Below are 18,676 nucleotides of genomic sequence, written 5' to 3'. Positions count from 1 at the left end.
GCACGAAGTCCACCCGGACATACGGAGATTTTTCATGATCACCATCAAACGACTTTCCCTGGCACTTGCAGTCACCGCACTCATGGCAGGTTGCAGCTCGGGCGTCAAGCTTGACGAAACCCCGGTCACCGACGCGGGCGCCACCAGCACGGGCCAGGGCAGCGGTGCCGGCACCGGCAGCACCTCGCAAAGCGGCATCTCGGGCGTGGACCTGACCGGCTCGGCCGCCGACAAGGCAGGTCCCCAGGGCGTCAGCCGCGTCGTCTACTTCGACTTCGACAGCTACGTCGTCAAGGCCGATGCCCAGCCCCAGATCGAAGCCCACGCACGCTTCCTGAAGGCATCTTCCGCTCGCAAGGTCCAGATCGAAGGACACACCGACGAGCGCGGCGGCCGCGAATACAACCTGGCCCTGGGCCAAAAGCGCGCCGAAGCTGTGCGCCGCTCGCTGGGCCTGCTGGGCGTCAGCGACGCGCAAATGGAAGCCGTGAGCTATGGCAAGGAAAAGCCTGCCTCCGAAGGCCATTCCGAAGACGCCTACGCGCAAAACCGCCGCGCTGAACTGTCCTACCGTTGATGAACATGCAGCGCTCCCCGATCCTGCATCGCACCGCGCTGCGCACGCTGCTGGCTGCTGGCCTGATGGCCGGCTACGCCGCCAGCGGCCATGCCGCACTGTTCGGCGATGACGAGGCGCGCCGCGCCATCCTGGAAATGCGCCAGCGCGTCGACAGCATGCAGCAGTCGCAGCAGCGCATGACCGAGGAAAGCTCGCAAACGCGCCGTGGCCTGCTCGAACTGCAGTCGCAGATCGAGCAGCTCAAGTCCGAGCAAGCCAAGCTGCGCGGCCAGAACGAGCAGCTGCTGCGCGATGTGGCCGAGCTGCAGCGCGGCCAGCGCGACATTGCCAAGGGCGTGGACGAGCGCCTGCGCCAGTTCGAGCCCGTCACGGTGACGGTGGACGGCCAGGAATTCGCGGCCGACCCGGCAGAGAAACGCGACTTCGAAGCCGCCCTGGCACAGTTCCGCGCAGGCAGCTTTGCCGAAGCCGGCACGGCGTTCTCGTCCTTCCTGAACCAGTGGCCCAAGAGCGGCTATGTGCCCTCGGCACGCTTTTGGCTGGGCAACGCGCAGTACGCCAATCGCAACTACAAGGACGCGATCACCAACTTCCGCGCGCTGCTGGCAGCAGCCCCCATGCACGGCCGGGCGCCGGAGGCGGCACTGTCCATCGCCAACTGCCAGATCGAGATGAAGGACACCAAGGGCGCGCGCAAGACGCTGGAAGACCTGATCAAGGCCTATCCCAACGCCGAAGCCACGGCTGCGGCCAAGAACCGTCTCGCCAGCCTCAAGTGATGAACGACACGGGCTCTTCATCCCTCCCGGAAGAAGACAAGACAGCGCCTGAAGCAGGCGCTGTTTTTTCTGATGCCGACCTGCAGCGCCGCTTCGGCGGCCTGGAGCGCCTGTATGGCGTGCCGGGCGCCGCGCGCATCCGAGCCGCGCACGTCGTCGTGGTGGGCATCGGCGGCGTGGGCTCCTGGACCGCCGAGGCGCTGGCGCGCAGCGGCGTGGGTGAGCTCACTCTGATCGACATGGACCATGTCGCCGAGTCCAACATCAACCGCCAGATCCACGCGCTCTCCACCACCGTGGGCCAGGCCAAGATCGAAGCCATGCGCGAGCGCATCGCCCAGATCAACCCCGCCTGCCGCGTGCACTGCATCGACGACTTCGTTGACCCGGACAACTGGCTGCGCCTGCTGCCCCAGGACGCCGACGCCGTCATCGACGCCTGCGACCAGGTCAAGGCCAAGACCGCCATGGCCGCCCATGCGCGCGCCACGCGGCAATGCTTCATCGCCGTGGGTGCAGCGGGCGGCAAGCGCCTGGCTCACAAGGTCGATATCGACGACCTCAGCGCCACCACGCACGACCCGCTGCTGGCACAACTGCGCTACCGCCTGCGCCGCGAACACGGCGCACCCAAGGAAGGCAAGCGCATCGGCATCGCCTGCGTCTTCAGCCGCGAGGCCGTCGCCCCGCCCGATGCCTCTTGCGCCATCGAAGGCGACGGCACGCTCAACTGCCACGGCTACGGCTCGGTAGTGGCGGTCACCGCCACCTTCGGCCAGTGCGCCGCAGGCTGGGTCATCGATCAACTGAGCCGCATCAAGAATTGAAGCGTAAATTTTGGTGCTAGAATCTATGTCTTCGCTAAGCAGCATCTGATGCATGCAAAGCGTGGTTCGGGTCTTTAGCTCAGTCGGTAGAGCAGCGGACTTTTAATCCGTTGGTCGCGAGTTCGAATCTCGCAGGACCCACCAACAAACACGCGGAAGCCGCGCTATCGTAAAGGTAGCGCGGCTTTTGTTTTATTCCCAATTTGGGAATAGAGGTCAGCCCAGGGACTGCCGTTTCGAGACCTTCGAGCGGTCGTAGACCCGGGCCGTGGTGGCCGAGCTGGCGTGAAGCTCGGGCAGGGCGCCATACCGTGCCTTGTGCTGGGTCGTGTAGTACGCCCGCAGGTCGTGGAAGGTGAAGCGCCGGCTGATCACCTTGGTCTCCAAGGCCTCGACCATCGCCCGCTGCCAGCCCGTGGTGAAGCCCGATTCCGTGAGCGGGCTGCCGTGCTGGTTGATGAAAACGTGCAGCGATGTCTCAGGGCGTGGCAGCTGCAGCAGCCTCTTGGCCAGGTCCAGCATGGCCGGGCCCATGGCGATGTTCTCCGCCCGCTTCGTGCCGCCGTGCTGCTTGGCGCGCATCAGCCGGATCTCGCCGGCCTGCATGTCGATCTGAGGCACCTGCAGGGCCAGGAACTCCACGCGGCGCGAGCCAGCCAGGGCGGCGAACTCGGCCATCAGGGCCAGGGTCTTACGCGCAGGGCTGCCGGCCTCCAGCCAGTCCAGGAAGGCACGCAGCTCGGCCGGCTCCGGCGCCTCTGTTCTGGCCCGCTCGCTGTTCTTCTTGACCTGCTTGCACGGGTTGGCGTCGATCAGCCCTCGCTCAATGGCCACGTTCATCAGGTTGGAGAGGAGGGCGATCTCTCGATTGCCTCGCACGGGTGCGTCTGCACGCTCCACGCGCAGGAACCTGGCGATGTCTGTAGGGCGCACCGCGGCGGCAGGCACCTCGCCCATGACCTCGATGAGCTTCACGCTGTAGGATTCGTAGTCCTTCTTGGTGCGATCCCCCAAGGCCGTCCAGCGCGCGGTCTTCTGGTACAGGCCCCAGAGCTCGCGGATCGTGCCCTGGGAGTTGGGCGCGTGGTTCATCTCCAGCACCGCCTGCATGGCTGCCGTGCGGTCGGTGCCCAGGTTGATGGGCTTGCCACCCACCGGGTGGTATCGGTAGGTGACAAGCCCATTCTTTCGAGGCCTGGCCTCCATGCGGGGCAGCAGGCCGAAACCTGATGCCCGCTCTCTTCTGCGACCCATCACTTACTCCATTTGAATCCGCGCTCGGACGCGGACGGCTTTTTGTTGTTGAGCTTTTCGTCCACCATGGTGCGGCCCACCAGGGGCAGCCCGTCTGGACGGATGCCGGCCACCGGGAGGCCCAGCACCTGCTCGATGTACCGACGCTGGGCGAAGCGCTGTTTCAGGGGTTTGCACAGGCCGTCGATCTCCTCTTCGGTCAGGTAGAGGCTGGTGGTGATGGCTTCTGCTGTCACGGCTTGGGCCCTCCTATCGTGCGCTGGGGGCGTTCGGCCCGGGTGCTCGGGCGCCGGCCCATCTCTTCGCGCAGCTTGTTCGCCTTGCGCAGGGCACGACGGGCACGCGCCAGTTGGGCCTCGTCTTCAGCGAGATGCTCGGGGTATACGCCCTCCAGCTTGCGGGTGGCCTCGAGGATGTCCGCCATAGCCTTGACGGCATGCCAGAGCGCTGTGGTGTCCTCCCGCGTGAGGCGGTTTTCTGCTCGGCGGCCGGTCATTGATCAGTCTCCCTAGAGGGGCAGGCGCACTGCGGCAGGGTGGCGCCATCGGCCTCGGCCTTCTTTCCACGCTCCTTTGCGGCCAAAACGATCTGAGCCACGTCAGTGGCAAATATGACCACCATGCAGACGCAGAACGCGAAAATGCCACGCCGGATTGATTTCCAATTCTTCTCGTGATCAAAAGGGGTGCTCATGGGTGAATCTCCTGGATCTGCTTGCGCGCCACCTTGAGCACGCCGGCCGCTTGGTTCAACGTGCCGGCCGTCTGCGGGTAACGCTTCGAAGCGGCCGCCATTTCCCCCAGCCGGCGAGACAGCAGGGCCAGGATGTCGGTATGCATGGCCTGCCGGCCGGCGTTGAACTCATGGCTGGCGAGCCCGCGCACCAAGTCCTGCACGGCCTCCTGGCCCTCGCCAGGATGTGGTTCGGTGCTGGTCGTCTGGCCCAGGGCCTGCCGGATGCGGGCCGCCAGCTCGGCCGAAGGGGCCGTGCCCTGAGCCATGCATGACTGCACCAGGGCCAGCAGATCCCGGGCCTGGGCGCGCGCGATGTGCGCAGCCTGCAACTCGGCCTGCAGCACTGCCACCTTGGCGCGCGCCTCAGACAGCTTCTCGAACGGGATTGCGTGGCGGCCGTCGGCGGCCAGCACCACGGGCGCCGCATCGCCTACCACCTGCTTGGCGTGCGCGCGCAGCGCCGTGTATGCCTGGGCAATGGGCTGCAGCGCTCCGTCCGTGGCGCGGCCGGCCGGCTTGGCCAGGGCGCGCGCCATCATGTGCAGCAGGTGGTGGGTCAGCGCTTCGTGCTGCTCCAGCCAGGCTGAGCCGTTGAGCGTGCGCGGCGCCGTGCCCAGTAGGGCCTGGGCGCTGGTCTTGGGTTTGCGTGCTTCAGCCACAGCGCAGCCCTCCCTCGAAAACGCTCTGCAGGTCGCGCAGGGGCGGGGTGCCCACGGTGGCCGGGTCTTCGCCGTGCAACTGGCCTGCGAAGTAGACGAGCCCGGAGAGCTGCGCAATGCGAGCCGCCATTCCATGGAAGACGGGCTGTGCATCAGCGTCCAGCTGGTCAGCCAGCAGGATCAGGGTCTGGGCCAGCCGCTCGATCTGGTAGTTGGCACCGCGTGCGAGCTTGAGGCGTTCTTCCTGGTCCTGCTGCTGGGCTGCTGGTGCAGCTGCGTCTGCCATCAGCTCGGCCACGGGCATGTCCGCGATCCAGGCCAGGTCGGCCATGGCCTGGTCCAGCAGCTTCTTGGCTTCGGCAGGTTCTGCTGGGCCGGGAGCACGGCGCGCGGCCTTGATCAAGGCCACGATATCGAAGGCAAAGTCGCGTGCACTGGACAGATCGTTGATGAATCTCTCGGCATAGTGCTCGATGTCATCTTTTGCCGTGAGCAGCAGCCTCACTGGCTCGCATCGCTCAGTTTTGTCGGGCCAGCAGTTGCTGGAGACCTCCAAGGAAGAACCTATGCGGAAGAAGGTCGCCAGCATGCTGGCAGGCGTGCGTATGGGGTCGGTGGTCCCGGAAGCGGGGCGGGGCGCAGCGGCCGGCTGCTGGATGCGGGGCGTTGCCCGAGCCCGGGCCTTTGCAACGGCGGTGCTCATTGAAGATCCTCCAGCTTCGAAGTGTTCGCGCCTCGATACAGCATGTGCTTCATGTCCAGCACGCGCAGTGCGTCTTCGTCAATGAAACTCATCAGGATGCTGTTCAGGTCCCGGATGCGCGTGCCGTAGCAGCGCAGCAGGGCAGTGATGCGTGTGAAGTTCACAGCCTCATCGTCCAGTTCGTCGCCCATCAACGTGACGGCATCCGCCAGACCCTGGATGTCATAGGAGCAATCGAGGGCGAAGAGGCGGATGGTTTCGAGAGGCGACTTGCCAGCGCCCTGTTGTGCGGGTCGGGCCTCGGCTTGAGCGCCCACCATGGAGGCGCCCTGGATCGTCGCAAGCGCCCGCAGCTGCGGCAAGTCCTGGCTGGTGTAGGCCGCCTCCAGTGCCTTTGTGAGTGCCATGGCGTGGCCTGTGGCCACCATGCAATGGACGGTCAGTCCCACAGCACGGGGATCCCGCTCCCCTGCCTGGGCAATTGCGCTGTCGAGCAGCGTGTAGCCAAAGCGCAACTGGCCCACGATGTCCGCCGGCATTCCTTCGATGCTGGGCTCGAAGTCCATGTCGTACACATGCCGGAAAAGCAGCGCAGCCTCTTGAAGCGGCTTGATGCACCAATGCGACGAAATGGTCTTGGCGCCTCCCGCCATCTCCACGAGATGGCAGACCACTATGGCGGCATTGCGGCAGAGGGTTTCTGCCTCGCTCATGGGTTGCTGCGTCGGCGTGGCCACCGGGGTGGCCTTCTTGCGGGCATGGCCCGGCCTTGCGCTCGCAGGGGAGCGCGCGATAATCTCGCTCATGGTTCGGTTTCCTGGGAAGGGTTCGGATCTAGAAGCCGGTTTGCGGGTCCAAGCGCATGCCGGCTTCGCCTTTTGTGGCCTGCTGCGGCCGGGGCGGTGGGTGGGGGGTGGTCACTGGTTCTCCTTTGAAGTGGGTTTTTTGATCCTGCCTTTGAGGGTGGAGCGCAGGCGCGCCAGGATCTCGCCGTTCAGGCTGCGGTCATTCGCTGCGGCCTCAGCCTGCAGCAGGGTCTTGAGGTCGGGGGGGATCCGCACGGGGGTCGGTGGGAGCTGGTGACGGTCTGTTTTGGACATGATGTGGATGAAATTTAGATTCTATTTTTGTGGATGTCAATGAGATTCTTTGTAAAGAATCGATTTGATGTCCACAATTCGGGAATGGCCACAGATAGACACCAAGCCCCCTCCTACCCGCTGCGCATGCCCGACGAGTTGAAGGCGCGCATCCAGGCTGCTGCAGACGCCAGCGGCAGAAGCCTTCACGCAGAGCTTCTGCATCGTTTGCAGAGCTCGACCGAAGAGGGGGCCGGGCCAGCTGTCATAGTTGATCAGGCTCATCAAATATGGGAGCTTCGGCAACGAGTTGCCCAGTGCTACGTCGCCATCGGGCAAGCTCTGGGCGTGCTGCTGGAGGAGCCAGGATATGACGCGGCCGAAGTGATTCCTGGTTTGAAGGCAGCTCTGCAGGGAGCTAGCGCCGATGCTGGTGAGGTCTTGAACCGGCTGATATCGGAGTACGCCCAGCGGGCAGATGCGCATCTGAATGCTGACCTTCGCGCGCTGGTTTCCGCAATATCCAATCACGATTTTTCTTCTCCGGGATGACCGCTGTGGTTCACACCGGCCCAGGCGCCGACGAATTTCGTCGCCGGCCCGCGCGGCCCAGCTTCCCCGATGATTTCGGGTAACCCCAATCCGACGTAATACGCCGGCTTGGACCGTGGTGGAAATCGCCATGGTTGCCTCACTGCAGCGGGAATACTGGACCGTCGTAGAGGTCGCCGGGTCCGATGCCCGATTGAGCGATGAAACGCTCCACCTCCTCTACACACACGCCGTGCTTGTCCGCGATCTGCTGGGCTGAGAAAACGGCCTGGCCATCGGCGCCGACATGCGTCGGCTCAGGCATCAGGTTCATCTTCTTCGCCATGGCGACCATCTCGGCTTGAAACTCCTCGGGCGCATACTTCATGAATTGCCGGTACAGAGCTGCATGCTCCGGCTTGTGGATCGCCTCGTTGCCCTCCGTCTCGCGGATGTGGCGCAGCTTCTGGCCGGCTTCGATGAAGCGGGGGTCGATGCCGCTGGGCCCGGGGCGGCGGAAGTTCGGATTCGTCTCAGGCTCATGCTGGCCTGGGTGCTTGAGGGCCGTCACCAGAGGACGCGCGTCAGATGCCTGATCCGCTGTGCCCATCGCCTCTCGCATGATCTGCGTGTGAACTTCGTTGGGCAGCAGTCCTGTCGCCTCCTGCACCAGATTGGCCAGGCGCGGATTCGGCGTGTTGCGACGCATCAGCGCCCAAACGGTGGACGTGTGCTTAAAGCCGCGCTGCTCGGCCTCTTGAAGAACGCGCTCGACCAACTGCATGGCGTTGGTGCGCCCCTGGGGCGTGGTCTCGGCGGGGTTTCCGAATATGGCGTCGCCAGCGATCAGCACGCAGCCGGCGAGGTTGATGAGGTATTGCTGGCCATCGGGATGCGGCTTGAACATGGGCTTTTTGGTCATGGTCGGATTTCAAATCTGAGTGGGGTGCAGGCAGCGATGGGCGGGGATTTCCCGCTCGAACTGCTCCAGGCGCAGTTGGAAAACGACGGACTTCTCGGTGGCAGCGGCCACGTTGAACCGCAACCAGGAGCGGACCGCAGCCAGCTCGAGGGGCGACAGGTCAGCCTGGGCGATCCAGACCACCTCGCCGCAGCGGATGATCGGAAAGATCTGGCCCTCGGCCTCGAAGGCTGTGCCGTGAGGAGCCAGATCGCGGGCGCGAGGGACCAGCGGCAGAAAGTGCTGGTCCAGCGCGTTCGCGGCGATGGTGAGGCATTCCAGCGCGGCCTTGCCGCCCAGGTATTCGGCCGTGATCGCGCCGTTCTGCCATTCGCATTCCACGTTCAAGGCGCGGGCGGTGATGCGCTCCAAGATCTCACGCGGCACGGTGGCCAGGTCCAGCGCCATGACAGGGCCGTCGGCTGTGAAGGAAGTGAGCAGGGTGGGGTGGCCGGGGCAGGCGGCCACGTTGAGCTTTGCTTCGGGCATTGCAGCTCCTGGGAGTTAGAGACGTTGACGGGCGGCGCGCTCAACGTCGGTGCGGCGGTCCAAGTGCTTTCGACGCTGGCTGGTCAGGTGGTTGCGCCACAGCAGGCCGGCAGCCCAGCGCAGCGCCGCGATGTGGCCTGCGCCAGTGCTGCGGCGCATGACCATCAGGCGCCAGAGGCAGCGGATTGATTGGCGGCTCATGACAGGTCCGCCTGTTCGAGGCTGCTGCTGTCCAGCGCGGCGCCGAGCGCGGCGGCTTGGGGCGGCAGAGCAGCGGGGACGTGGGCAGCCTGCAGCACGCCGTTCATGGCGCGGCGGACGCGGGCGGCGTGCTCGCGGCCCAGGCCGTGCGCCAGGGCCAGCAGGCCAGCTTCCAGGGATTCGAGGGTGGGGGCTCCAGCAGGGCCCAGCAGGTCTGCCGTGGCATGGCATTCCAGCGCCATGGGTACGGTGGAATGCGCGCGGCCGCTTTCGCCCTCGGCCTCGCACCAGGTGGCCAGGATGCGGGCTTGATCAGCCCATTCCTGGGCCACGGTTGCCTCAGCCCTGAGCAGGGCGGCTGCGCTGGGCCAGCGGCGGCTTTCAATTGCATCGATCGCCAGTAGGCACTGGCGGCGGTGCGCTTCGGGTGCTGCCCCTAGCAGGGCGGCGCGGTTGGGGTTGCTCATCTTCGCTCCTTGCCTCGACTGAGAGGCGTTGGAACGAAGTTTCGTTTAGTCGAAACATAAAGTCAAGCGTAGGCGAAACTTTTTTCTTAAACTATACGTAGCCCGGTCGGAGCTGGGTTGCAGGCTCCTGGCTCGTGGATGCGGGAAGAGCGCATGCAGCGGGCAGAAGGAGTGGGTATGTCAACTCAGGAAGACTCCGGGACACACAGTCAGGGGGAGGTGCGTGTACTGGTGAAGGCTATGCGCTTGGAGCAGCGCATAGGCGTGTGTGTCGAACGTAATAATTGGCGCCGCTGTTTCACAATCCCAATTGTCGGCGGCGTTCTGCCAGCCGAGTATCAGGGAGATGCACAAATCGAGGCCGCTTATATACAGGTGAGAGACCACTACGACAAATTGCAGCGTAGGGTATTTTTCCCCAGTTCCGGTGATAGAGCTCCAGATTAACGACTAATCTCGGATATTTCTCAGAAAATAATTTTCTGAGCATATTCTGCATTTGATCACCATTGCGAATCCAATAGTTGAACATGCTCCATGGACGTGGCGCTGCTGGATCAATTTCAACAGCAACATCCAAATCACTGTCTGGGCGCGCCTCTCCTCTTGAATAACTCCCAAAGATCCACGCCCTCTTGATCGTCAAGTCAGCAGACGCCCATTCCGATATCAAGGAATTGAACTCCTGGGGGTATAGCATTTTGAAGTGCTAGGCTAGAAGCGACTCTTGATCTTTTTTCGAGGTACCTCGTGAGCAGCGTAGTACATCCAAGTTATGTCTATATCTTCAATATGGATGACGCCAGAATCATTAAAGCTGCCAAGAGTTATGCTGCCGTTTCTTCTGGAAAGGAGGCGCTTGAGAAGTGTTTCGCCACTATCCAGTCGAACCAAGACGCAATCCTCGAGATCGATTGACGTGTTTGGTTCTATCAAAGCGAAATTTTTATGCTCATACTTGGGATACATGCTTTGACCGATCACTTCTGATAGAAATGCATCCGGGTCACTGCTTCCAAGTTCCGCATAGTCGCTTCCTGCGCCCACGGGGATATCGCTATCAGTCCATATCCTTTCAGGCATGAGCCCCCCAGATCCTTTTCCGACAACCCATATTTTTCTGAATGATGATCGCGGGATAGGCTCGCCGGGCGGGGCTGATTCAATGAGTTGCAAACCTCTGCTTTTTTCCTTCGGCGTCGGGAGAGAAAGGTTGAACCAGTCTGCAGGTAGGCGCAACTCAGCCGCGAGACGACGAGCGGCCTCTTCGCCGAAGGGTTCCTTGGTGCCGGCCATCTGCGACACACGAGCCTTGTTCAAGCCAGTAGCGCGGACGAAGTCCACCTGCTTGCCGTAGTCAGTGGCTATCAGGTGCCTCAGCCGTTCCTTGCGGTGTTCGTCATTCATGTTGCGTAAATCATAAACATTGTTGGTTTCGCGGTGCCTTGACCTTTCGTTTCGTGATAGCTAAACTTGCTGCCTATGACGAAACTTAAGACATGGATCTCGGGCGGGCGTGGGCGCGCGTCCTCCTTGGCTGCCCACCTTCAGGTGTCCCGCTGCCGTATCAGCCAGATGCTCAACGATGGAGTTCCGACCAAGTACATGTTGGCGGTTCGTGACTTCACGGGGGGCGAGGTAACTCTGGAGGACATGGTTGCTGCTCACACCCCGGTGGCAGTCGCTTCGCCAACCTCGCAGCAGACCAGCCAAGCTCCAACACATGCCTGAAGCTCTGGCCCCTGTTCAAAACGGCCCTTGCGGCCGACGCCGGGCGCGCTGCTGCTCGGCATCCACGTCGACCACCACGCGGTTGCCTCGCCAACTGATCACCAGGACTCCTGTGTCCCATCCCATCTCCAGCTTCGAAACGGTCATGACCTGCTCGCGTCGGCCTGTCGATGGGTTGACGTTTTCCGACAGCCTGGTGTGGCTGGACCTGTGGAAGACCTGGCCGGCTGGGCCGCGTGTTTGGTGTGCTGTGTTCATGCCCTGCAGTCTCTTTTTTTTGCCCAACGGAGTCTTTACGAACGCTTACGAAGAGTTCGCAAAGGCTCGTAAGGAGTAGTCATGGAATCGTTCAATGACGCGCTTGTGGTCTGCGTGAAGGCGTGCGGCGGCACCAAACAGGTGGGCGCGCTGCTGTGGCCCGAGAAGGCTCCGGACGCGGCTCAGCGGGCCCTGCTGGACTGCCTCAACGAAGACCGCCCAGCGAAGCTCTCGCCTGAGCAGGTCCTGCTGATCCTGCGACTGGCGCGTGGCAAGGGTTGCCATGACGGCATGGAGTTCATCACTGCTGAGCTGGGGTATGCGCCACCGGTGCCTGTGGAGCCGCGAGACGAGATTGCGGAGCTGCAGCGGCAGTTCATCGAAGCCGTTCGTGCCCAAACGGAATTGGCTCAGCGGATCGAGCGCGCCGCTGGCCGGGTCAGCATGAGGGCCGTGGCATGAGCAGGGCTGTGCCACAAAGTCGTCTCCCCGAGCGGTTTCCCACTGCGCTGGATTGCGTGCGTGTGTGCGCTCATGAAAACGGGCTGCACCTGAAAACGATTGCGGCCGCCATGTGCATGAGTCCATCCGACTTGTCGCGCAAGCTGGCCAACAAACCGAAAGATCCTCGGCGATTCACGCTCAGTGACTTCGAGGCTTACGTGGCTTTCACAGGCGACATCACGCCAGTCCTTTACCTCCTGCAGAAGTTCTGTCCCCACCTGAACTGCGGCGAAGACGCTGCCGCAGCGGCGGCCTTGCGTGCCGCTGCACCTCAACTGCGTGCACTGCTCCAGCACGCCGGAGTACCCGAATGACATCCCACATCTACCAAGACGAGTACGACGCCTTGGCGCAAATGCTCGCCACCAGCGCGAAGAGCCCCCAGCAGTTGGCAATGCATCTGTTCCCCCACATGAAGCTGGCCTCTGCCCATGCTCGGCTGAGGGCCTGCTTGAACCCCAAAAAGGACGAGCGCTTGACCTTCGGCCAGATCATCGCAGCCATGCGGTTCTGCGGCCGGTACGACCCGCTCATGTACGCCTGCGACGAGACGTTGCATGCCAGGCCTGACCGCAAGGCGCCCGAGGACCAGGCGGCGCGCATTGCCGAGTCCATCGACAGCGCCACGGCCACGCTGAACCAGGCTCTGAAGGCGCTGGCAGCCCTGCAGGCGCACAGCGGCGGCCAGGGCATGAGGACTGCTGGATGACGGATGGTCTAGGAAAAGGGAGCTCGAAAACGATGGGCACAGATCTACCCCCACCCATGACGCCGCCCGACTGCAACCTGCGCGGCCTGCCATGGATGCCCCTGGAGACCGGGCGCCTGCTCGACTCCGACCTGTTTCTGCTGAGCACGGGGGACGAATTCAAGGCCGCCGTGGCCTTGTGGTGCAAGAGCTGGAACCAGATCCCAGGCGGCAGCTTGCCCAGTGATGAGCGCCTGCTCGAGGCACTGTCCGGATCTCGCAACTGGAAGAAGGTGCGCGACATGGCCATGCGGGGCTGGGTGAAGTGCTCAGACGGTCGCCTCTATCACCCCGTGATCGCTGACTTGGCGGTCCAGGCCTGGGACGGCCGGCAGGTCCACATGGAAGGCGTCGATTCGAAAAAAATCCGCCAACAACGTTGGAGAGAGCAATTGAAGGAGCTGTCAGCGCGCCTGCGAGACGCTGGCGTGACGCCTCCCGCCAATCCGACAAAGGCAGAACTGGTACGTCTCATCGCTCTATATGTAGACGGTCATGTAGACGCTCAACCGTCTACCAAAGCGTCTCGCGCACCGTCTACCAGAGACGCGACTGAGATGGCTAATAAGGGAGAGGGACAGGGAGAGAGACAGGGAGAGTTAATACCTCCCGTACCTGACGGTACGGCCCCTCCATCCGGCGACTCCAGCCATGGCGCGGCTCCTGGCGACGGAACCCGCAAGCGCAGCAGTGGCGAGGCAACACGGCCTGAAGAAGTGCCCGAAAAGGTCTGGCAGGACTATCTGGCCTTGCGGAAGAAGCATCGCGCACCCCTGACCGACACCGCCCTGGACGGCATTGCCCGAGAGGCCGCGACGGCCCGCATCACCCTGACCCGGGCGCTTGAGGTCTGCTGTGAAGCGGGATGGCGAGGCTTCAACGCGAGCTGGTACGCCAAGCGCATTGGCGATGACCGCGCACCGTCTGGAGGCCATGGCCAGCCCCGAAGCAATGCCGGCCGCCACAGCGGCTTCACCCATGAATATTTCGACCAAGGTATCCCCGATGACGGATCAATTCCAGCGTGAGCGCGAAGAGCGCATTGCAGCCCAAATGCGCGAGCAAAAGCAGGCGGAGTGGCGCGACCGCCAGAGCCGGTTTCAACTGCGCAGCGGCCTCGTTGGCCGTATGGCGGAGTCGTCCTTTGGCAGCTATCAGCCCATGCATCCCGGCCAGGCCGAGGTCTTGGCCGCATGCCGCCACCTCGCCGAACACAACGACTTCCGCTCAGGCGGCGGCCTGTGGCTGATCGGTCCGCCAGGCACGGGCAAGACCCATCTGGGCAGCGCCATGGTGAACCACGTCATCCGCGAGCGCGACATGGGTGCCCGCATCCTCAGCAGCCGGCAGATCGTGCGCATGCTGCGCGCCACGTGGGGCCAGGGCGGCTTTCAGGCCAGCGCCTGGGACCGGCCGGAGACCGAAAGCGAGCTGATCGAAAGCCTCGGCGGCGACGCGCTGCTGGTCATCGACGAGGTGGGAGCCAGCATGGGCACGGAAGCGGAGCGCCTGCAGCTGTTCGAGGTGATCGACCGCCGCTACGCGCTCAGCCGCCCCACGGTTCTGCTGTCCAACCTGGTGCCCGGCGACATCAAGGCGGCGGTGGGTGAGCGCTCCTACGACCGTCTGCGCGAGGGCGCGAAGATGCTGAAGTGCAACTGGCCCAGCCATCGTGGGGGCGCCGTCGAATGCTGATGGACGAGTTTCCTCCCGACGAGCAGGACCGCGCAGAATTGCGCAGTCCTGCCACCGGCCGCCACATGCCGGCCAGCGTGGCCTCGGAAGCCGCGCTCCTGGGCGGCCTGATGCTGGACCCGGAGGCGTGGGCAGCGCTGCCTGAGCTGGACGCCATGGCGTTCTACGCACCCATGCACCGCGAGGTGTTCTGTGCCGTCCGTGCCCTGGCCACGGCCGGCGCGCCCACCGATCCGGTGTCGGTCTTCGAGGAGCTGCGGCGCCAGGCGGCAGACACCACGCTGCCGCAGCTGACCGAACTCGCGCAGTTCCTGCCGGGCCGGGCCAGCATGCGGCGCTATGCCGACGAGATCCTGGACCAGCACCGCCTGCGGCAACTGATGCAGGCCGGCACGGCCATGGTGGACGCGGCCATGGAGCCCGGCGCGCTGGCGGCGACCGAGATCGACAAGGCCCAGATGCTGCTGGCCCAGCTGGCCACCAGCCGGGGCCGACGCGACCCCAGGCGCATCAGCGATTCGGTGACCGAGTACCTGGTGCTGCTGCAGCAGCTGAGCGACGGGTGCAGCCCAGCCATGGCCACGGGCATTCGAGGCTTGGACAGGCTACTGAACGGCGGCCTCCGGCGCGGTGAGCTCCTGGTGCTGGGCGCCCGGCCCAAGCACGGCAAGACCGCGCTGGCCCTGGCCATCGCCCGCCACCTGGCCCAGCGCCAGAGCGTGCTGTTCCTGAGCCAGGAAATGCCCATTGCGCAGCTGATGCACCGGCACACTGCGGCGGCCGCTGCCTTCGACCTGAGCCGCATCCTGGCTGCCGATCCCGAGGACGCGGACATGTGGCCAGCGGTTACGGCTGCTGCCCACCACCTGGAGCAGCTGCACCTGCACCACGACGATCAGACCAGCCTGACGCTGGGCGACATCCGGCGCAAGGCCCTCAAGGTCAAGCGCGAGGCCGGCCTGGACGTGATCTTCGTGGACTTCCTCCAGCGCATGGCGGCATCCGAGAAGGACAACCGCTCGCGCGACTTGGACCTGATCGTGAACGGCATCAAGGACCTGGCCATGGACCTGGACATGGCTGCCGTGGTGCTGAGCCAGATGAACCGCAAGGCCGACGAGACCTATGGCAGGCCCAACATGTCTCACCTGCGTGAGTCGGGCGCCATCGAGGCTGCAGCGGACCAGATCGCGCTGCTGTTCACGGACTGGGCGCACCCGCAGAGCAAGCGCCTGCCCGAGCTGCAGGGCTACAGCGAGCTGGAGATCGTGGCGCACCGCAACGGCCCGCAGGGCCTGGTGCCGCTGCGCTTCATCGGCCGGCACCAGCACATCACCGATTGGGACGGGCCCTTGCCGCGCCGCATGGCCGCTGGCCCGTCTACCCCTGTTTCCAAGCACTGGCAAGACCGCCAAGAGGAGGCGAATCCATGACCACCGAAGAAGCCAGCAGCACGCCCCCCCGAACCCACGCCAGAAGAGACTCGCACGACGCGGCAGATCATCTCCGATGCGATCCAGGAGCTCCACCAGCAGGGGCAAGTTGTCACCCGCGAGGTGTTGCGGGATCTCACTGGCCTTCGGCCCACCATCATCGACGACCACGTCAGCCGAATGATCAACATCGAGGGGACGGTGCGTCGCGTCAGGGCTGGCGTGTTTCTTCCCGTCACCCCTATGCCCGAGCCCCGGGCAGTTTCTGTGACTGACCTGCCTGACGGCACTTCAATCATCGAAATTGGTGAGATCGTGGCGCGGGTCTACCCCATTGAACGCCGTGCACTTGCGAATCGTCTTGCAGGTGATGCTGTGCAGCTGAGCAATATTCAAGCGGGCCATGACTACAACGTTCTGTTGAATGAGGTGGTGCGCGACTTGAGAAAGTTGAAGCGGGACTTGGGGGAGGCCTAAAAGTATGTCGCGAGTATATAAATGGTCCGAAGAAAATATTGCATTGCTTGGAACTATTTCTGATTACGCAATAGCCGATAGGCTTGGTATTTGCCGAGATACCGTATATTTGGAGCGAAAGCGCAGAGGTATAGAGCCATGGCGAATACACAAACTGCCAGAAAGTCTTTGGTCTCCTTCTGTGATCTCAAAAATGGGGAAAATGAGTGACAAATCTCTGGCTGATGAAATTGGAGTGAGCCAAGCAACTGTATCTACCAAGAGGCAAATGCTTGGGATTCCCAGTTTTGTAACGCATAGAGCCTGGGACGCAGGAGAGGTGGCCATGCTAGGCACAGCTCCGGATAAGGAGGTTGCGCAACTGATCGGCCGAGAGGTAGAGCAGGTAAGGGCTGCACGTCAGTTCAGAGGTATTCCCATACATAGGGCCGAACGATGGATAGATGGTGTTGTGCATCAATTGGGTGTGCTCATTGATGCAGAGATTGCTGCCGCAGTAGGGGTGAACCCAGAAGCGGTGGCAAACGCCAGGCGCAAACGGGGAATTCCCCCTGCGAGGGAGTGCAAGGGCGAAATATTTTCAAGTAGACCCCCGGGAGGCAGACAGCGGAAACCATGGACGCCGGAGGAAATCGCGCTTCTTGGAAAGATATCTGATGCTGAAGTAGCTCGACGAACCGGGCGCACAAAGTCTGGTGTGACTATGGAACGTCACAATCGCCGGATAACAGGCATAGATCCAGCAAAAGCAACTCAGCTTTACAAGCAAGCGCGCGCGCAAGAGTAGAAGGAATTTTCCCTGCGGCATGCTCTGGCCCGCAGTAGCTGCAATCGGAATCATTGGCGGGCCATCTAATAGGTGATATTTATGACAAACGCGACTCAAGAAAATAGCACTCGAACCATGTGCGACATCGAAAAGGCACTGGCCGCCCAGGCCCTGACTTTCTCGGTGTCTGGAATTTTTCACAGCGATGCACTGATCCAGCCGCGCCTCCAGCAGGCTTTCGGGGAGATGTTCGAGGCGAACCCCCGAGGCCTGATGGAGCTCTTCCCTTTCAAGGCGTCCAACGGCGTCGAGATCGGCTGCCAGCTGCCTCCCTCTCTTGAGGAACCGGGGACATCGCTGGAGCGGTAGGCCCTGAACTGACCAGATGGCCGAACTGAGCACAGTTTTGTGCTCAGTTGTTTGCCAATCCATTGACCTTGCTCGTCCCGCTCAATGTGCAAGATGGGGGAGGGGATCAGGTTAGGAGTTTGCTCAGCCCCGGGGCTTTGTGGAAAGAGTTCGAAGCGAATCGCTTACCATGTGTGCGCCACACATGGGAGATAGAATTGATTTCAGTTTATTTGGATAGTCAAGATTACTCTACATTGTCAAATCCGGTTTTATCTGAAGATTTGAAGAATATAAAAGAAAAGCTGAAGGCATACGCTGAAAGTGGGGGCGTTTCTTTCTATTTTTCTAGTTTGATTGTCAGTGAAGCTTCCCCCTCCGAACCGGCTGCTATTCAGCATGCCATACGAAGAGGAGACTTTTTAACTGCTATATGCAAGAGGCATGCATTAAGATTTAATCACGATGTTGTGAACGATGAGGTGAGAAATCTAGTGGAAGGAAATAGTGCGAAGGTAGAAGCTATTTGCAAGGATGGGGACTGGTTCCCCGCTGTAGACTTCCCGGAGCCGACTCCATTGGCTGAATTGGCAAAAGAGGCAGTTAATGAGGAGGCAGCAGCTCGAGGCCTAACACGCGAACAGCGACGGGCTGCACAGAGGAAGGTTTTGAAGGGTGGGGGCTTGAAGCCTGACGTCCTAAAGGCGATTCGGGAAATGAATGCCAGCGTCTATATATCAAGCGTTACAGAGCAGTATCCGATGCAGGCATGGCACGCAGAAGTGCTGTCGCGCTATTGTTTTGGAGAGGCCACGAAGGAAGAGGCAACTAATGCCTTTCGAGACGCTCTGCGTGACCCTTGCTGGCTGATGCGGTGGTTTGCAAATAAAGAGGAGCTAGCGCATCCGCTTGTTGCGATGGTTCGTAAACCAGGCAGGGAAATTGGCGAGAAATTCAGAGGTTTAGTTGGTCTCGCTGAGGAAATAAGAAGTCTTGAGCATTTGTTGGAGGATTCTCCGCTTTCGCGTGAGAGATGGAACAAGCTTTTGGATAAAGGAATTGTTGACGTTGCGACTGGTGTCGCTAAACAGCTCTTTCCTGGTTGGAGTGGTGAGTTTGATATTGAAGATGTCACTAGGCGCTGCCCCGGACTAACCGCAATGATCAGCTCCATTTATTCGTCTGTATGGGACAACGTCTCTGGGTCCAGAAAAGCGCTTCCCAGCGATAGCCAGTTCCCTGATGCTATGCATGCGGTCTACGCTCCCTACGTGGACCTGTTTCGCGCTGACCGATACATGGCTCCTCATATCCAAAAGCACGTTGGAGTTGGCGGAGCCCAGGTGGTGTCGAAGCTGGCGGATCTTCCAAAGGCAATAGAGCAGCGCCTACGCGCAGCCTCCCCCGTGTAGGGTTTCCAGTTTCCCCGCAGACCAGGAACCATCCTG

At 62.1% G+C, this 18,676-nt stretch carries 28 protein-coding genes and 1 tRNA gene; 14 read left to right on the top strand and 15 right to left on the bottom strand.

The genetic code is table 11. The annotated features are described in order from the left end of the window. The first annotated feature begins 34 nt into the window (after positions 1–34). The 4 genes from pal (at position 35) to KDK82_RS11640 (ending at position 2,330) form a co-directional block, all read left to right on the top strand. Positions 35–577, top strand: a complete 543-nt coding sequence (pal, locus tag KDK82_RS11655) for a peptidoglycan-associated lipoprotein Pal (protein WP_013802696.1) — start codon at positions 35–37, stop codon at positions 575–577. After that, a complete protein-coding gene (gene ybgF, locus KDK82_RS11650; RefSeq protein ID WP_012205234.1) occupies positions 577–1,359 on the top strand; it encodes a tol-pal system protein YbgF in 783 nt (260 codons plus the stop codon). Before pal ends, ybgF begins: the two co-directional genes overlap by 1 nt. Then, entirely contained in the window at positions 1,359–2,186 is an 828-nt protein-coding gene (locus KDK82_RS11645) for a ThiF family adenylyltransferase (RefSeq protein ID WP_088164964.1), read from the top strand. Before ybgF ends, KDK82_RS11645 begins: the two co-directional genes overlap by 1 nt. 68 nt (positions 2,187–2,254) lie before the next feature. Beyond that, positions 2,255–2,330: transfer RNA gene (locus KDK82_RS11640), tRNA-Lys, on the top strand. 72 nt (positions 2,331–2,402) lie between these two features. On the opposite strand, the gene KDK82_RS11635 is transcribed toward KDK82_RS11640, so the two are convergent. The 8 genes from KDK82_RS11635 to KDK82_RS11600 form a co-directional block, all read right to left on the bottom strand. After that, on the bottom strand, positions 2,403–3,440 hold the full coding sequence (locus KDK82_RS11635) for a tyrosine-type recombinase/integrase (RefSeq protein WP_088164963.1): 1,038 nt from the start codon (positions 3,438–3,440) through the stop codon (positions 2,403–2,405). Continuing rightward, positions 3,440–3,676 (bottom strand): hypothetical protein, encoded by a 237-nt coding sequence (locus KDK82_RS11630; protein ID WP_088164962.1) that lies wholly within the window; start codon positions 3,674–3,676, stop codon positions 3,440–3,442. Before KDK82_RS11630 ends, KDK82_RS11635 begins: the two co-directional genes overlap by 1 nt. Beyond that, entirely contained in the window at positions 3,673–3,936 is a 264-nt protein-coding gene (locus tag KDK82_RS11625; RefSeq protein ID WP_088164961.1) for a hypothetical protein, read from the bottom strand. The genes KDK82_RS11630 and KDK82_RS11625 overlap by 4 nt, the downstream gene beginning before the upstream one ends. Beyond that, positions 3,933–4,133 carry a hypothetical protein gene (locus KDK82_RS11620; protein ID WP_088164960.1) on the bottom strand — a complete coding sequence of 67 codons (201 nt, stop codon included), beginning with the start codon at positions 4,131–4,133 and terminating at the stop codon, positions 3,933–3,935. The genes KDK82_RS11625 and KDK82_RS11620 overlap by 4 nt, the downstream gene beginning before the upstream one ends. Beyond that, entirely contained in the window at positions 4,130–4,834 is a 705-nt protein-coding gene (locus KDK82_RS11615) for a hypothetical protein (RefSeq protein ID WP_088164959.1), read from the bottom strand. Before KDK82_RS11615 ends, KDK82_RS11620 begins: the two co-directional genes overlap by 4 nt. Then, positions 4,827–5,537: a hypothetical protein gene (locus KDK82_RS11610; protein ID WP_143343460.1), complete on the bottom strand. Its 711-nt coding sequence runs from the start codon at positions 5,535–5,537 to the stop codon at positions 4,827–4,829. The genes KDK82_RS11615 and KDK82_RS11610 overlap by 8 nt, the downstream gene beginning before the upstream one ends. Continuing rightward, positions 5,534–6,343 (bottom strand): hypothetical protein, encoded by an 810-nt coding sequence (locus KDK82_RS11605; protein ID WP_088164957.1) that lies wholly within the window; start codon positions 6,341–6,343, stop codon positions 5,534–5,536. Before KDK82_RS11605 ends, KDK82_RS11610 begins: the two co-directional genes overlap by 4 nt. 111 nt (positions 6,344–6,454) lie before the next feature. Then, a complete protein-coding gene (locus KDK82_RS11600) occupies positions 6,455–6,637 on the bottom strand; it encodes an Arc family DNA-binding protein (protein ID WP_088164956.1) in 183 nt (60 codons plus the stop codon). 39 nt (positions 6,638–6,676) lie between these two features. On the opposite strand from KDK82_RS11600, the gene KDK82_RS11595 reads away from it, so the two are divergent. Continuing rightward, positions 6,677–7,168, top strand: a complete 492-nt coding sequence (locus KDK82_RS11595; protein WP_179217892.1) for an Arc family DNA-binding protein — start codon at positions 6,677–6,679, stop codon at positions 7,166–7,168. 139 nt (positions 7,169–7,307) lie between these two features. On the opposite strand, the gene KDK82_RS11590 is transcribed toward KDK82_RS11595, so the two are convergent. The 7 genes from KDK82_RS11590 to KDK82_RS32030 form a co-directional block, all read right to left on the bottom strand. Continuing rightward, positions 7,308–8,069, bottom strand: a complete 762-nt coding sequence (locus KDK82_RS11590) for a hypothetical protein (protein WP_088164954.1) — start codon at positions 8,067–8,069, stop codon at positions 7,308–7,310. Positions 8,070–8,078: 9 nt separating this feature from the next. Further along, positions 8,079–8,597, bottom strand: coding sequence for a hypothetical protein (locus KDK82_RS11585; protein WP_088164953.1), 519 nt, complete (start codon positions 8,595–8,597; stop codon positions 8,079–8,081). 15 nt (positions 8,598–8,612) lie between these two features. Next, positions 8,613–8,798, bottom strand: coding sequence for a hypothetical protein (locus tag KDK82_RS11580; RefSeq protein WP_088164952.1), 186 nt, complete (start codon positions 8,796–8,798; stop codon positions 8,613–8,615). Beyond that, complete coding sequence (locus tag KDK82_RS11575) at positions 8,795–9,265, bottom strand: hypothetical protein (RefSeq protein WP_088164951.1); 471 nt, start codon at positions 9,263–9,265, stop codon at positions 8,795–8,797. Before KDK82_RS11575 ends, KDK82_RS11580 begins: the two co-directional genes overlap by 4 nt. A gap of 298 nt (positions 9,266–9,563) precedes the next feature. Next, on the bottom strand, positions 9,564–9,965 hold the full coding sequence (locus tag KDK82_RS33440) for a nucleotidyltransferase domain-containing protein (RefSeq protein WP_088164950.1): 402 nt from the start codon (positions 9,963–9,965) through the stop codon (positions 9,564–9,566). Positions 9,966–9,979: 14 nt separating this feature from the next. Continuing rightward, positions 9,980–10,672: a S24 family peptidase gene (locus KDK82_RS11565; RefSeq protein WP_088164949.1), complete on the bottom strand. Its 693-nt coding sequence runs from the start codon at positions 10,670–10,672 to the stop codon at positions 9,980–9,982. Between the two features lie 339 nt (positions 10,673–11,011). Further along, a complete protein-coding gene (locus tag KDK82_RS32030) occupies positions 11,012–11,254 on the bottom strand; it encodes a hypothetical protein (protein ID WP_143343459.1) in 243 nt (80 codons plus the stop codon). 81 nt (positions 11,255–11,335) lie between these two features. Here KDK82_RS32030 and KDK82_RS11550 point away from each other — a divergent pair, with 81 nt between their 5' ends. From KDK82_RS11550 to KDK82_RS32025, 9 genes are all read left to right on the top strand, one after another. Then, positions 11,336–11,716, top strand: a complete 381-nt coding sequence (locus KDK82_RS11550) for a hypothetical protein (RefSeq protein ID WP_088164946.1) — start codon at positions 11,336–11,338, stop codon at positions 11,714–11,716. After that, positions 11,713–12,072: a hypothetical protein gene (locus tag KDK82_RS11545; RefSeq protein WP_143343458.1), complete on the top strand. Its 360-nt coding sequence runs from the start codon at positions 11,713–11,715 to the stop codon at positions 12,070–12,072. Before KDK82_RS11550 ends, KDK82_RS11545 begins: the two co-directional genes overlap by 4 nt. Further along, a complete protein-coding gene (locus tag KDK82_RS11540; protein WP_088164944.1) occupies positions 12,069–12,467 on the top strand; it encodes a hypothetical protein in 399 nt (132 codons plus the stop codon). The genes KDK82_RS11545 and KDK82_RS11540 overlap by 4 nt, the downstream gene beginning before the upstream one ends. Positions 12,468–12,523: 56 nt before the next feature. Further along, positions 12,524–13,534: a DUF1376 domain-containing protein gene (locus KDK82_RS11535; protein ID WP_179217891.1), complete on the top strand. Its 1,011-nt coding sequence runs from the start codon at positions 12,524–12,526 to the stop codon at positions 13,532–13,534. Beyond that, positions 13,512–14,201: an ATP-binding protein gene (locus KDK82_RS11530; protein ID WP_179217890.1), complete on the top strand. Its 690-nt coding sequence runs from the start codon at positions 13,512–13,514 to the stop codon at positions 14,199–14,201. Before KDK82_RS11535 ends, KDK82_RS11530 begins: the two co-directional genes overlap by 23 nt. Beyond that, complete coding sequence (locus KDK82_RS11525; protein ID WP_256974456.1) at positions 14,201–15,634, top strand: replicative DNA helicase; 1,434 nt, start codon at positions 14,201–14,203, stop codon at positions 15,632–15,634. Before KDK82_RS11530 ends, KDK82_RS11525 begins: the two co-directional genes overlap by 1 nt. Positions 15,635–15,814: 180 nt before the next feature. Further along, on the top strand, positions 15,815–16,111 hold the full coding sequence (locus KDK82_RS11520) for a hypothetical protein (RefSeq protein ID WP_143343457.1): 297 nt from the start codon (positions 15,815–15,817) through the stop codon (positions 16,109–16,111). A gap of 904 nt (positions 16,112–17,015) precedes the next feature. Beyond that, complete coding sequence (locus tag KDK82_RS11515) at positions 17,016–17,249, top strand: hypothetical protein (protein ID WP_088164940.1); 234 nt, start codon at positions 17,016–17,018, stop codon at positions 17,247–17,249. Positions 17,250–17,311: 62 nt separating this feature from the next. Beyond that, positions 17,312–18,640: a hypothetical protein gene (locus KDK82_RS32025; RefSeq protein WP_143343456.1), complete on the top strand. Its 1,329-nt coding sequence runs from the start codon at positions 17,312–17,314 to the stop codon at positions 18,638–18,640. The last annotated feature ends 36 nt before the right edge of the window (positions 18,641–18,676 follow it).

Origin of the sequence: Delftia sp. K82 (assembly GCF_002193035.1) — a bacterium.
Classification (GTDB): domain Bacteria; phylum Pseudomonadota; class Gammaproteobacteria; order Burkholderiales; family Burkholderiaceae_C; genus Comamonas; species Comamonas acidovorans.
The sequence above is the reverse complement of the archived record's forward strand: the minus strand, read 5'-3'. Positions and strand labels throughout refer to the sequence as shown.

Excerpts from the sequence above, each read along its gene's own strand:
- KDK82_RS11610 (WP_143343460.1), bottom strand. The coding sequence starts at position 5,537 with ATGAGCACCGCCGTTGCAAAGGCCCGGGCTCGGGCAACGCCCCGCATC.
- KDK82_RS11540 (WP_088164944.1), top strand. The coding sequence starts at position 12,069 with ATGACATCCCACATCTACCAAGACGAGTACGACGCCTTGGCGCAAATG.
- KDK82_RS11525 (WP_256974456.1), top strand. The coding sequence starts at position 14,201 with ATGGACGAGTTTCCTCCCGACGAGCAGGACCGCGCAGAATTGCGCAGT.
- KDK82_RS11580 (WP_088164952.1), bottom strand. The coding sequence starts at position 8,798 with ATGAGCCGCCAATCAATCCGCTGCCTCTGGCGCCTGATGGTCATGCGC.
- KDK82_RS11575 (WP_088164951.1), bottom strand. The coding sequence starts at position 9,265 with ATGAGCAACCCCAACCGCGCCGCCCTGCTAGGGGCAGCACCCGAAGCG.
- KDK82_RS11545 (WP_143343458.1), top strand. The coding sequence starts at position 11,713 with ATGAGCAGGGCTGTGCCACAAAGTCGTCTCCCCGAGCGGTTTCCCACT.
- KDK82_RS11605 (WP_088164957.1), bottom strand. The coding sequence starts at position 6,343 with ATGAGCGAGATTATCGCGCGCTCCCCTGCGAGCGCAAGGCCGGGCCAT.
- KDK82_RS11535 (WP_179217891.1), top strand. The coding sequence starts at position 12,524 with ATGACGCCGCCCGACTGCAACCTGCGCGGCCTGCCATGGATGCCCCTG.
- KDK82_RS11515 (WP_088164940.1), top strand. The coding sequence starts at position 17,016 with ATGTGCGACATCGAAAAGGCACTGGCCGCCCAGGCCCTGACTTTCTCG.
- ybgF (WP_012205234.1), top strand. The coding sequence starts at position 577 with ATGAACATGCAGCGCTCCCCGATCCTGCATCGCACCGCGCTGCGCACG.
- KDK82_RS11625 (WP_088164961.1), bottom strand. The coding sequence starts at position 3,936 with ATGACCGGCCGCCGAGCAGAAAACCGCCTCACGCGGGAGGACACCACA.
- KDK82_RS11645 (WP_088164964.1), top strand. The coding sequence starts at position 1,359 with ATGAACGACACGGGCTCTTCATCCCTCCCGGAAGAAGACAAGACAGCG.
- KDK82_RS11565 (WP_088164949.1), bottom strand. The coding sequence starts at position 10,672 with ATGAATGACGAACACCGCAAGGAACGGCTGAGGCACCTGATAGCCACT.
- KDK82_RS11530 (WP_179217890.1), top strand. The coding sequence starts at position 13,512 with ATGACGGATCAATTCCAGCGTGAGCGCGAAGAGCGCATTGCAGCCCAA.
- KDK82_RS11590 (WP_088164954.1), bottom strand. The coding sequence starts at position 8,069 with ATGACCAAAAAGCCCATGTTCAAGCCGCATCCCGATGGCCAGCAATAC.
- KDK82_RS11600 (WP_088164956.1), bottom strand. The coding sequence starts at position 6,637 with ATGTCCAAAACAGACCGTCACCAGCTCCCACCGACCCCCGTGCGGATC.
- KDK82_RS11585 (WP_088164953.1), bottom strand. The coding sequence starts at position 8,597 with ATGCCCGAAGCAAAGCTCAACGTGGCCGCCTGCCCCGGCCACCCCACC.
- KDK82_RS11520 (WP_143343457.1), top strand. The coding sequence starts at position 15,815 with ATGATCAACATCGAGGGGACGGTGCGTCGCGTCAGGGCTGGCGTGTTT.
- pal (WP_013802696.1), top strand. The coding sequence starts at position 35 with ATGATCACCATCAAACGACTTTCCCTGGCACTTGCAGTCACCGCACTC.
- KDK82_RS11635 (WP_088164963.1), bottom strand. The coding sequence starts at position 3,440 with ATGGGTCGCAGAAGAGAGCGGGCATCAGGTTTCGGCCTGCTGCCCCGC.
- KDK82_RS32030 (WP_143343459.1), bottom strand. The coding sequence starts at position 11,254 with ATGAACACAGCACACCAAACACGCGGCCCAGCCGGCCAGGTCTTCCAC.
- KDK82_RS11620 (WP_088164960.1), bottom strand. The coding sequence starts at position 4,133 with ATGAGCACCCCTTTTGATCACGAGAAGAATTGGAAATCAATCCGGCGT.
- KDK82_RS11595 (WP_179217892.1), top strand. The coding sequence starts at position 6,677 with ATGAGATTCTTTGTAAAGAATCGATTTGATGTCCACAATTCGGGAATG.
- KDK82_RS11550 (WP_088164946.1), top strand. The coding sequence starts at position 11,336 with ATGGAATCGTTCAATGACGCGCTTGTGGTCTGCGTGAAGGCGTGCGGC.
- KDK82_RS33440 (WP_088164950.1), bottom strand. The coding sequence starts at position 9,965 with ATGCTATACCCCCAGGAGTTCAATTCCTTGATATCGGAATGGGCGTCT.